We start from the raw sequence: 11,974 nt of genomic DNA on the forward strand, positions 1-11,974 counted from the left end.
ATTGTGCCTGATGTCACGACTCTGATGCTGCTCAGCGTTGCCGTGTTCGCCGGCGCCTTTGTCTCCGGACTCTCGGGATTTGCCTTTTCCGCGGTAGCGGGTGCCATCCTGCTCCGGGTGTTTCAGCCGCTCGAAGCCGTACCGCTGATGATGGCGTGCAGCATCGGCGTGCAGGCCACCAATCTGTGGTCGCTTCGGCGCAATATCCGCTGGGAAGGCAGTCTGCTGCTGATCGTCGGCGGCTTGATCGGCGTTCCCATCGCGGTGTCGCTGCTCCAGAGCACCGATACGCATCTGCTCCGGCGCGGCTTCGGCATTATCGTTGCGCTCTATGCGGCCTACATGCTGCTGCGGCCGACGCTGGTGACGGCCGGCGAGGCGGTCGGGCGGCACTGGGTCGCGTTGATCGGGTTCGGTGGAGGACTGGTCGGCGGACTGACCGCGATGCCGGGCGCGATCCCGACGATCTGGTGCGACATGCGCGGCATGCCCAAGAGCGAGCAGCGCGGCCTGGTGCAGCCGTTCATCGCCGCGATGCAGCTGTTCGCGATCGCGCTGCTGTTCGGACATCAGGATCTGTCGTCAAAGGTCTTCGTCGATCTCGCGGTTAGCCTGCCGGCGCTGTTCGCAGGCTCCGCGCTGGGCGTGATCGCGTTCCACAGGGTCAACGAGACGGTCTTTCGCAAGACCGTGCTCGTTTTGTTGTTGCTGTCGGGGATTTCCCTGATCTAGTGCCCGACGGGTTGCACCGGCGCCGCGCTGGTGTCGCTGCCGTGATGCGTCAGCGGCTTCATGCCAGTGACGGTCCGCAGCAGCACATAGAACACCGGCGTCAGGAACAGGCCGAATACGGTGACGCCGATCATGCCGGAGAACACGGCGACGCCCATGGCGCGCCGCATCTCCGAGCCGGCCCCGGTCGAGAGCACCAGCGGCAGCACGCCCATGATGAACGCCATCGACGTCATCAGGATCGGGCGCAACCGCAGCCGGCTCGCCTCGATTGCGGCCCGGATCGGGGTGCGGCCTGCGAATTCGAGCTCGCGCGCGAATTCGACGATCAGGATCGCGTTCTTGGCCGAGAGTCCCACCAGCACGATCAAGCCGATCTGGGTGAAGACGTTGTTGTCGCCCTTGGAGATCCAGACACCGAACATAGCAGCCAGCAGACCCATCGGCACGATCATGATGATCGAGAGCGGCAAGGTCAGGCTCTCATAGAGCGCGGCCAGCACCAGGAACACCAGGAGGATCGCCAGCGGAAACACCCACAGTCCGGAATTGCCGGCGATGAACTCCTGATAGGTCAGGTCGGTCCATTCGAAGGCAAAGCCGGGCGGCAGCGTCTCCGCCGCGATCCGCGTCGCGACCTCCTGCGCCTGTCCGGAGGAGAAGCCGGGAGCAGCCGCCGCGTTGATATCGGAGGACAGGAAGCCGTTGTAGCGGATCGCCCGCTCGGGTCCCGCGCTCTGGCGAACGCTCAAGAGCGCCGAGAGCGGCACCATGTCGCCCGAGGACGAGCGCACCTTCAACTGCCGGATGTCGTCGGCGCGGGCGCGGAACGGCGCGTCGGCCTGCACCCGGACCGAATAGGTGCGGCCAAACTTGTTGAAGTCGTTGACGTAGTAGGAGCCCAGGTAAATCTGCAGCGTGTTGAACACCTCCGTCACGGGCACGCCCAATTGGAGCGCCTTGGTGCGATCGATGTCGGCGAACAGCTGGGGCACGTTGACCTGGAAGCTCGAGAACACGCCGGCGATCTCCGGCGCCTTCTGCATCGCGGCCATGAACGCCTTGGTCGCCTCGTTCAGCGCCTCATAACCGAGACCGGCACGGTCCTCGATCTGCAGCTTGAAGCCGCCGATGGTGCCAAGGCCGTTGACCGGCGGCGGCGGGAACATGGCGATGAAGGCTTCCTGGATGCCGGCATATTTCTTGTTCAGCTCGGCCGCCAGCGCGGGGCCGCTGAGAGAAGGATCCTTGCGCTCGTCGAACGGCTTGAGCGTGGAGAACACGATGCCGGCATTGGAGGAGTTGGTGAAGCCGGCGATCGACAGGCCCGGAAAGGCGACCGAACTCTCGACACCTGGCTGGGTCAGCGCGATGTCGCTCATCTTGCGGATCACCTCTTCAGTGCGATCGAGCGCTGCGCCGTCGGGCAGCCGCGAGAAGCCGACCAGATACTGTTTGTCCTGGCCCGGCACGAAGCCGCTCGGCACCTGCTGGAACAGAAGCGCGGTCACGCCGATCAACACCACATACAGTCCCATCACTGCGGCCTTGCCTGATATCACCTTGGTGACGGTGCCGCTGTAATTCTCCGACGAGCGTGTGAACACCTTGTTGAAGCCACGGAAGAACCAGCCAAGGCCCTTTTCCATGATGATCGTCAGCCGGTCCTTCGGCTCATTGTGTCCCTTGAGCAGCAGCGCCGACAACGCAGGCGACAGCGTCAGCGAATTGATGGCGGAGATCACGGTCGAGATCGCGATCGTCAGCGCGAACTGCTTGTAGAACTGCCCGGTGAGGCCGGAGATGAAGGCGAGCGGCACGAACACCGCGATCAGCACCATCGCAATCGCGATGATCGGCCCCGACACTTCGCGCATCGCCTGGTAGGTGGCGTCGCGCGGCGACAGCCCTCCCTCGATGTTGCGTTCGACGTTCTCGACTACGACGATGGCGTCGTCGACGACGATGCCGATTGCGAGCACGAGCCCGAACAGGCTGAGCGCGTTGATCGAGAAGCCGAACACGTGCATGACCGCGAATGTGCCGACGATCGACACGGGCACCGCCAGCAGCGGAATGATCGAGGCGCGCCAGGTCTGCAGGAACAGGATCACCACCAGCACCACCAGCGCGATCGCCTCCAGCAGCGTGTGAATGACGGCCTCGATCGAGGAGCGCACGAACTGGGTGGGATCGTAAACGATCTGGTAGGACACGCCTTCCGGCATATTCTTCTTGATCTCGGCCATGGTGGCACGGACATGATCGGAGATCTCCAGCGCGTTGGAGCCGGGCGCCTGGAAGATCGGAATCGCCACTGCCTGCTTGTTGTCGAGTAGCGAGCGCAGGCCGTATTCGGACGCGCCGAGCTCGATGCGGGCGACGTCGCGCAAGCGCACGACTTCGCCACGCGTACCGGTCTTGACCACGATGTCGCCGAATTGCTCTTCGTTCGCAAGCCGCCCTTCCGCGTTGACGGACAGCTGCAGGTCGATGCCCTTGACATTCGGGGAGGAGCCGACCACGCCGGCAGCGGCCTCGACGTTCTGCGCCTGGATCGCCTTGACGATGTCGCTTGCGGTGAGCCCGTGTTCGGCAGCCTTCTGCGGATCGACCCAGACCCGCATCGAATAGTCGCCGGCGCCATAGAGCTGGACGTCGCCGACGCCGTCGATCCGTGCAAGACGGTCCTTGACATTGAGCACGGCGTAATTGCGCAAATACGTCATGTCGTAGCGGCCGGTGGGCGACAACAGATGCACGACCATGGTGAGGTCGGGCGACGACTTCTTGGTGATGATGCCGAGCTGCCGCACCACGGCGGGCAGGCGCGGCTCGGCCTGCTGCACACGGTTCTGCACCAGCTGCGTCGCCTTGTCAGGATCGGTGCCGAGCCGGAATGTCACCGTCAGCGTCATCGCGCCATCGGTGGTCGCCTGGCTTGACATGTACAGCATGCCTTCGACGCCGTTGATCTGCTCTTCGATGGGAGTCGCCACCGTCTCGGCGATCACCTTGGGATTGGCCCCGGGATAGGTCGCGCGCACGAGGACGGAGGGCGGCACGACATCGGGATATTCCGAGATCGGCATCGCGAACAGCGAGATCAGGCCGGCGAGGAAGATCAGGACCGAGAGCACACCGGCAAAAATCGGACGATCGATGAAGAACTTCGAGAGATTCATGGCTTTGCCCCTGCGCGAGAGACGACCCTCCCGCCATTCCCGGGCGCGGGAAAAGCCCGCAAATCCGGAAATCCAGAAGTGATGTCTTGGTAGTTCAACAAATTCGACATTCCGGCTCGCGCTGCCCGCGCGCTCCGGAAGCGGAGAATGCTAGCGTTGCACCACGTCCTGTTTGCTGTGGTTGGAGGCCTGCTGCGGCCCGCGCGCGCCCATCGACGCGATCTCCGTCTTGAGCAGGGCGCCGGGACGCACGCGCTGGAGGCCGTTGACGATAATGCGATCGCCGGTCTTCAGTCCCGTCGTCACGATACGCAACCCGTCGACCGAGCCGCCGAGGGTGATCGGCCGGTAGACCGCGCGGCTGTCGTCGCCGACCGCCATCACGAACTTCTTGTCCTGGTCGGTACCGATCGCGCGCTCGTCGATCATGACCAGCGATTGCTGCTTGGGCTGGCCCATGCGCACGCGGGCGAACTGGCCGGGGATGAGACGCCCGTCCTCGTTTCTGAACACCGCGCGGACACGGATGGTGCCGCTCTGGCCGTTGACCTGGTTGTCGATGAGCTGGATGTGGCCCTTGGCCGAGAGGCCGCCTGAGGTCGTCATCTCCACCGGGATCTGGTCCAAATTGCCGCGCTTGCCGGAGACATCTGCGATCGAGTTCAGCGCCCGCAGCACCACCTCCTCATCCGCATCGAACGACGCGTAGATCGGATTGACCGAGACCAGCGAGGTCAGCACGGGGGAGGCGGTGCCGGCGGCGACGAGATTGCCGACGGTGATTTCGATCTTGCCGACGCGGCCGTCCACGGGTGCACGTACCTCGGTGTAGTCGAGATTAAGCTTTGCGGTCTGGAGCGTCGCCTCGGCTGCCTTCACGTTGGCGATGGCCTCGCGGTTGGCGTTGTCGCGCTGGTCGTAGTCGCGCCGCGTCACCACGGCGTTGCCGACCAGCTGCGCGCCGCGCTCAAGTTCATTCTGCGTGAACACGACGCGCGCTTTCGCAGCTTCGAGCTGGGCCGCGGCCTTGTCGACCTCGGCTGCGTAGGGCGCCGGGTCGATCTTGAACAGGATGTCACCAGCCTTCACCAGCGCGCCTTCGATGAAGTTGGCCGACAGGATCGCGCCGGCCACGCGCGGGCGAAGCTCGACGCGTTGAATGGCCTCGAGCCGACCGGAGAAATCGTCCCACAGCACGGTCTGCTTTGGTTCGATCAGCGCGACCGTGACAGGGACGGCTTGCTCGGCCGCGGCGGTCGCGGTCGCCTGCGCGGCACGAAAGTAATGGCCGGTCGCGATCGAGCCGGCTACGGCGAGAGCGCCCACGATGGCGACGCCGCTCAGAAGGCGGCGGACATGGCCGGGGCGAGTGGTATTTTGGGAGGGGGGCATTTGCGCTCCAGATATGTAGTGTTCACTACAGATGTGGAGCTGGATACCGCAGCGCAAGATACTTATGTACCATTCGCTAAGAAAATTGTAGCCGCTTACCGCAAGTATTGGCAAGTGGAAGAGAAAATAAAGCGAGAACAAAGAGATAGGATCCGGCGTTAGGGTCAGGGACGACGCCGATTTCGAGGAGAACAGGCAAATGGGCATGGGACGCCCCCGCGAATTCGACGCCGAAACGGCGTTGGACCAGGCGATGGAAGTGTTTTGGCGCCATGGTTATGAGGGTGCCACGATCGCTCAGTTGACCGAGGCCATGGGGATCAATCCGCCCAGCCTCTACGCCTGTTTTGGCAACAAGGAAGGGCTGCTGAAGGCCGCGCTCGACCGCTATACCAAACTGCGCACCGTCTGGATGGACGAGGTCGTGGCAGCGCCGACTGCCCGCGACGTCGCCGAACGGATGCTGATGGGCATCGCCGACAAGCAGACCGATCCCGCCAACCCGCCCGGTTGCCTGCTCGTGCAGGGCGGCATTGCATGCGGCACCGGATCAGAAAGCGTCCCCTTCGAACTCGCCGCTCGGCGCGCCCAGAACGAGGACCAGCTTCGCGATCGTTTTGTTCGCGCCAAGGCCGAAGGCGATCTCAAGCCGACCTCGGATCCCGCGGCACTCGCGCGCTACGTTTCGGCCGTCTCGGTCGGCATGGGCGTGATGGCGTCCTCAGGCTCCGACCGCGAGGCATTGCAGCAGGTCGCGAGCGTGGCGGTGCAGGCGGTCGAGGCGCAGTCGACTGCAAGAACATGACGAGCGTTGTCGTCTTCGCCTCTATCATCTCACCGATTGCGTGGCAGACAGCGACGGCGGCGGGACGAAGCCGCCGAACGCGCGTTCGATCAGTCCGGCGAGCGCAATCGGTGTGCGGTCCTCGAGATAAGGCCCGATGATCTGGACGCCGATCGGCAGGCCCGATGGCGTGCGCTCGATCGGAACGGCCGTTGCAGGCAGTCCGCAGGTCGAAGCGGGGTCTGCCCAGATGAAGCACGCATCGGCATAGGGATAGAGCTGTCCATCGATATCGAGTTGCCGCGCGTCGAACGGCTCGGACTGGTCCTGGGGAAAGGCCGGTACGGCGGCGGCCGGGTAGATTACTGCGTCGAACTCGCGGAACAGCTCCTGCCATCGTTGTTGCAGCCGCAGGCGCGCCGCGTCGGTCGCCAGCCATTCGCGATGGACCATCGCCCAGCCGCGCGCGCGCTCGGCCTGCAGGCTGCGGTCGTCGGGCGAGAGTTCTGCGGCAACTCCTTGCGCCTCTGCGAGGGCGGCCGGTGTCAGGCGTGGACTTCGCGCTGCGTTCAACAGCTTCATGTAAAGGCGGGCGGATTCGGCGAGATCGGGCAGAGACGCACTCGAGCGCGCGACGCGTGCGCCTGATCGTTCGAGCCGTTCCGACAACCGCCCGATGGCGGAACGCACGGCATCGCCTGTCGGCATCAACGGATGCGTATCGATCACGAGAATCCTGAAACCCCTGAGCTGGTCGTGTCGTGAGGCCGGCAACGCAAGACGATAGCCGATCCCGTCGCGCGTCTCGTCGGGGCCGGCGATCACGTCGAGCGCGAGTGCGAGATCCGAGGCAGTGCGCGTCATTGGTCCAACGACGGCGAGATCACCCTGGCCGGCAACGGGCGGTGCCGGCGGAAGGCTGTATCCGCGTAGCGGGACGAGGCCGAGGCTCGGCTTGTGTCCGAACACACCGCAGAAATGCGCGGGCACCCGGATCGAGCCGCCAATATCCGAGCCGATCGACAGCGGTCCGAATCCCGCAGCCAGCGCCGCTCCTGATCCGCCTGAAGAGCCGCCGGGCGATCGGCCGAGATCCCACGGATTGTTCGTCGTACCGTAGATGTCATTGTAGCTCTGGAAATCTCTGAGGCCGATCGGGATATTGGTCTTGCCGATGATGACAGCACCCGCCGCCTTCAACCGCGAGACGACAAGGGCGTCCTCCGCGGGTTGGAAATCTTTGAAATGCGGAAAGCCCCACGTCGTCGGCAGGCCGGCGACGTTGAACGGTTCTTTCAACGTCAAGGGGATGCCGAGCAATGGCTGCCGCTCGCCGCGACCAAGTGCGGTATCGGCGGCGCGCGCGGCGTCTCGTGCGCGATCGAAATCGCGAACGATGACGGCATTGATCTGCCCGTCCAGCGCCTCGATGCGCGCGATCGTATGCTCGATCAACTCGGACGCAGAAAGCTTGCGCGCGTGCAGGGCGCTCAGCAATGTGCTGATCGAGCCGTAGTCCCAGTCAGTGGCGGTCAATCCGGGCGGCATCACGATCTCCATTGTCTTGCATCGCCGCGTCGATGTCGCTCGGCTGCAAATCGATCCGAGTATCGAGCATGCAATTTGGCGGATGGTATGAGGAGGCCACGCAACGGGAACCAGATCTGTCCGCCGGTCGGGGGCCGGAGGCGGCGCCTGGCCATCAGATCGCGGGATACCCACTGCTTGCCGCGGTCTATGCGCGATCGAGGGCTCTGTACGGGCTGCTGCTCACGTGGCATTGGGGGCGGCGAAGCCTGGATACTGACGACCATGTTCGCCCTGACATTCCTTGGGACCTCCGCCAGCGTTCCGTCGGCGGAGCGCAACCATCCGGCTCTCCTGGTGGAGGCCACGGGCAAGCGCGTCCTCATCGATTGCGGCGAGGGCACGCAGCGCCAGTTGCTGCGCAGCGGCGCGGGCTTTCGACGGCTTGACCGCATTCTGCTGACGCATGCCCATCTCGATCACGTGCTCGGTATCCCCGGTCTCTTCTCGACGCTGGGGTTGCGTCAGCAATCGGACGCGATGACCGTCTATGGAGGCCAGGGCACGCTCGACATCGTCATCCGCATGCTTGCCGGCCTGTGGGGCGCGGGCAGGGCGCCGATCCCGGTGGAGTTCGCACCGCTGACCGAAGGACAGGTTATCGACGCCGGCGACTTCACCATCGATTGCTTTCCGGTTCGTCACCGCGACACCGACAGCTTTGGTTTTTGCTTCCAGAGTCCGGCACGCCGCCATCTTGAGCGGGAGCGCCTCGCCGAGCTCGGTGTTCCCGATGGGCCGCTGCGCGGAGAACTGGCCGCGGCACGACCAGTCGTGATCGCCGGCCGCACGATCTATCCCGAAGACGTCATGGGGCCGCCGAGCGGCGGCAGGAAGATTGTGGTCATCGGCGACACCGAAACCACTGACGGGCTGTCCAGGCATGTCGCCGACGCCGATCTGCTGGTGATCGAGGCGACCTTCCTCGATCGCGACGCCGCGACCGCCCGGGACTATGGTCATCTCACCGCGCGCGAGGCGGCTTCATTTGCCGCCGCGAACAACGTCAGGCAACTCGTGCTGAATCACATGTCGGGGCGTTATCGCGACGAAGAGATTCTGGCCGAAGCGACAGCGATTTTTCCAAACACGCGGATCGCCGCCGACTTCGATCGCGTCGTGATTTAGCGGCACCGCTCAAAGAGAGCGCAATCTCTGACGGTCTGTTTGTGAGCTGCTTAACCTGCGGTGGCTGGGGAACTAGGATTCGAACCTAGACAAACAGAGTCAGAGTCTGTTGTGCTACCGTTACACCATTCCCCAACGGAATAGCCGAACAAATTCAATGACTTGTTGATTTGTCCGGCTGTGGCCGATGGCACTTATCGCGCAAATCACGGCTCAAGCGTGGAGGGTTTCTACCCGCTCGGCTGTGGGCTGGCAAGCGCTGCGACGCAGGGATGTTTTGCGGTCCACATGGGACGTGCGGGCCGCGGCATCATGGGCTCCGGCGGAGCGCCGCGGCGGTGCGCGACCGTTTGCCTCATCCGAAAATCACGTTTCCTGGTCGGATCGTCACGCACCGCATCGTCCTTCGGACACACAACCCAAGGAGATCCGTGATGCCCTATGTCGATGGTTTCGTGCTGGCCGTGCCGAAGGACAACATCGAGGCTTACAAGGCGCTGGCGAAAACGGCCTGCGCGATCTGGATGGAGCACGGTGCGCTCGATTATGTCGAATGCATCGGCGACGACGTGCCCTACGGCGAGCTGACTTCGTTTCCGCGCGCGGTGATGGCGAAGGAGGACGAGATCGTGGTGTTCGCCTGGATCGTCTATCGCGACCGGGAGACTCGCGACACCGTCAACAAGAAGGTGATGGCGGACCCGCGGCTGAAGTTGGATGGTATGCCGTTCGACGGCAAGCGCATGATCTACGGCGGCTTCACGACGCTGCTGCGGGCGAGCGACGTGATGGGGTAAGGGCGCTGACCCGGCCCACACGTCGGTGCTTGTCCATGCAGCGTCGTGGCAAGCCGTTTTACTTGCCGGTACGGGGCCAGCATGCCATCCTCTCATCGCCAGGCATAAACAACCGGAAGCGGGCGCTTAGCCGAGCTTCCAAAAAAACTGGTTGGGGAAACCCTTGGGAGGTTTGATTTCATGAGATTGAAGCACGTCACCGGGCTGCTTTGCGCGGCCGCGATGTCCCTTGCGCTCGCTTCAGCCGCGCAGGCCCAGGACAAGGTCGTCAAGATCGGCGCGATCCTGCCGATGTCCGGCGGCACCGCCTCGATCGGGGCGCACGCCAAGGCGGCGCTCGAGGTCGCAATGGACATCATCAACAACGCTCATCCCGAGCTCGGCACTCTGCCGCTGGCCAAGAACGCAGGCCTTGCGGGCCTCGGCGGCGCCAAGATCGAGATCGTGTTCGCCGACAACCAGGGCAACCCGGCGACAGGCCAGAACCAGGCGCTGCGCCTGATCACGGAAGACAAGGTAGCCGCCGTGTTCGGCTCGTATCAGTCCGGCGTCACGCTGACCTCGAGCGCCATCGCTGAAAAATACGGCATTCCCTTTCTGAACTCCGAGTCGGTCGCCGCCAATCTCACCGAGCGCGGCTTCAAATGGTTCTTCCGCACCACGCCGATCGCCACCGACTTCGCCAAGGCCTATGTCGATTTCCTCGCCGACATCAAGGCGCAGGGCGCCAAGACCGATGCAATCGCGCTGGTTCACGACAACACCGAATACGGCACCTCGGTCGCCAACACGATCAGCGCCGCCTTCAAGGAGAAGGGCCAAGTCATCGCAGTTGACGTCGCCTATCCCGTCAATGCGACTGACGTTCAGGGCCAGGTGCTCCAGCTCAAGGAGAAGAAGCCCGACGTGATCATCATGATCAGCTACACGTCGGATGCGATCCTGTTCGCCAAGACCATGCAGTCGCTTGACTACAAGCCGGCGGTTCTTTTGGCCGATGACGCCGGCTATTCCGATCCCTCCTTCATCAAGGCGGTCGGCAAGATATCGCAAGGCGTCTTCAACCGTTCGTCATGGTCGGTGGGGCCGGCCGGCTCACCATCGGCCATCATCGCCGACATGTACAAGAAGAAGAGCGGCGAGGAGATGGACGACACCGTCGGCCGTCAGATGCAGGGCTTCTTCGTGCTGGCCGACGCGATCGACCGCGCCGGCTCGACCGACCCGGCAAAGATCCAGGCCGCGTTGAAGACGACCGATCTGAAGCCCGAGCAATTGATGATGGGTTACAAGGGCGTGAAGTTTGACGACAAGGGCCAGAATATCCTCGCCTCCGGGCTCATCATCCAGCTCCAGGATGGCGAGAACTACACCGCGGTATGGCCGAAGGCAAACGCCGCGAAGGCGCCGGTGCTGCCCTACAAGGGCTGGTGAGATTGAAGGCGGGGCTGCGCGCCCCGCCATTTCCGAAATGATTTGATCAGAGCAACGCTGGCTCATGTCCTTTGTACTCGTGCAGGTGATCGTCGGCGGACTTCTGCTTGGCGCTGTCTATGCCCTGTTTTCCTCAGGCCTCACGCTGGTGTGGGGCATGATGAACATCGTCAATTTCGCGCATGGCGATTTCGTCATGCTCGGCATGTACGTCGCCTATGTCGTCTACACGCTGTTGGGAGGAGGGCCGATCCTCGGCGCGCCGCTGGCAACCCTGGTGCTCGCGACCGTCGGCGTCGTGGTCTATTTCGCCCTGATCCGCGATATCATGAAGGGACCGATGCTGGCGCAGATCCTCGGCACTTTCGGGCTTGCGCTATTGCTGCGTTATTCCGTGTTCTGGTGGTTCGGGGCCAACTTCCTGTCGATGCCTCCGGACATCGTGGGCGGCACTTATGCGTTCGCGGGCCTGCGCATCGAGGCCTCGCGGCTGCTTGCCGGCGTGGTCGCGCTGCTGGTCACGCTCGGGCTGCATCTGCTGCTCACGCGGACCTCGCTCGGCTCGAAAATGCTGGCGGTGGCGGAGGATCAAACAGCGGCCCAGCTCATGGGCATCCGTCCCGATACCATGCAGGCGATCGCCTGGGCGATTGCGGCCGGTGCCACCGGACTTGCCGGCGCGCTGATTGCGAACTTCTTCTACATCGTGCCGACCGTCGGCGAGACGCTTGGCATCGTCGCCTTCGTCACGGTGTCGCTCGGCGGTTTTGGCAGTGTGCCGGGCGCCCTTGTCGCAGGCCTGCTGATCGGCATGATCGAATCGCTGTCGGGCTATCTGATCGGCGCGATCTACAAGGACATCGTCGTCTATGCCCTGTTCCTGCTCTTCCTCTGGTTCCGGCCGCAAGGCCTGATGGGCAAGACCTGATGGGAAG

The 11,974-nt window shown here is 63.7% G+C and carries 9 protein-coding genes and 1 tRNA gene; 6 read left to right on the forward strand and 4 right to left on the reverse strand.

Annotated elements, in window-relative coordinates; genetic code table 11:
• The first annotated feature begins 3 nt into the window (after positions 1-3).
• Positions 4-732 (forward strand): sulfite exporter TauE/SafE family protein, encoded by a 729-nt coding sequence (locus tag AC0L23_RS06710; RefSeq protein WP_085352782.1) that lies wholly within the window; start codon positions 4-6, stop codon positions 730-732.
• Here AC0L23_RS06710 and AC0L23_RS06715 read toward each other — a convergent pair.
• Positions 729-3,917 carry an efflux RND transporter permease subunit gene (locus AC0L23_RS06715; protein ID WP_085352783.1) on the reverse strand — a complete coding sequence of 1,063 codons (3,189 nt, stop codon included), beginning with the start codon at positions 3,915-3,917 and terminating at the stop codon, positions 729-731. The two genes, AC0L23_RS06710 and AC0L23_RS06715, sit on opposite strands and share 4 nt — an antisense overlap.
• A gap of 150 nt (positions 3,918-4,067) precedes the next feature.
• Complete coding sequence (locus AC0L23_RS06720; RefSeq protein WP_085352784.1) at positions 4,068-5,309, reverse strand: efflux RND transporter periplasmic adaptor subunit; 1,242 nt, start codon at positions 5,307-5,309, stop codon at positions 4,068-4,070.
• Positions 5,310-5,508: 199 nt separating this feature from the next.
• Between AC0L23_RS06720 and AC0L23_RS06725 the strand changes: the two genes are divergently transcribed.
• The gene (locus AC0L23_RS06725; protein ID WP_018459270.1) at positions 5,509-6,114 is read left to right on the forward strand and encodes a TetR/AcrR family transcriptional regulator; all 606 of its coding nucleotides are present in this window, start codon (positions 5,509-5,511) and stop codon (positions 6,112-6,114) included.
• 24 nt (positions 6,115-6,138) lie between these two features.
• Here the strand turns inward: AC0L23_RS06725 and AC0L23_RS06730 are convergent, their stop codons facing one another.
• Entirely contained in the window at positions 6,139-7,641 is a 1,503-nt protein-coding gene (locus AC0L23_RS06730) for an amidase (protein ID WP_094183362.1), read from the reverse strand.
• Positions 7,642-7,905: 264 nt separating this feature from the next.
• Between AC0L23_RS06730 and rnz the strand changes: the two genes are divergently transcribed.
• Positions 7,906-8,808, forward strand: a complete 903-nt coding sequence (gene rnz / locus AC0L23_RS06735) for a ribonuclease Z (protein ID WP_085352786.1) — start codon at positions 7,906-7,908, stop codon at positions 8,806-8,808.
• Between the two features lie 61 nt (positions 8,809-8,869).
• On the opposite strand, the gene AC0L23_RS06740 is transcribed toward rnz, so the two are convergent.
• Positions 8,870-8,943, reverse strand: a tRNA-Gln gene (locus tag AC0L23_RS06740).
• A 299-nt stretch (positions 8,944-9,242) separates the two neighbouring features.
• On the opposite strand from AC0L23_RS06740, the gene AC0L23_RS06745 reads away from it, so the two are divergent.
• The 3 genes from AC0L23_RS06745 to AC0L23_RS06755 all read left to right on the forward strand — a co-directional run bounded on the left by AC0L23_RS06745 (position 9,243) and on the right by AC0L23_RS06755 (position 11,967).
• A complete protein-coding gene (locus AC0L23_RS06745; protein WP_085385621.1) occupies positions 9,243-9,605 on the forward strand; it encodes a DUF1428 domain-containing protein in 363 nt (120 codons plus the stop codon).
• Between the two features lie 180 nt (positions 9,606-9,785).
• On the forward strand, positions 9,786-11,039 hold the full coding sequence (locus AC0L23_RS06750; RefSeq protein ID WP_085352788.1) for an ABC transporter substrate-binding protein: 1,254 nt from the start codon (positions 9,786-9,788) through the stop codon (positions 11,037-11,039).
• Between the two features lie 64 nt (positions 11,040-11,103).
• Positions 11,104-11,967 carry a branched-chain amino acid ABC transporter permease gene (locus AC0L23_RS06755; RefSeq protein ID WP_473356803.1) on the forward strand — a complete coding sequence of 288 codons (864 nt, stop codon included), beginning with the start codon at positions 11,104-11,106 and terminating at the stop codon, positions 11,965-11,967.
• Positions 11,968-11,974: the final 7 nt, after the last annotated feature.

It is taken from the genome of Bradyrhizobium sp. MI1.4 (assembly GCF_055811315.1).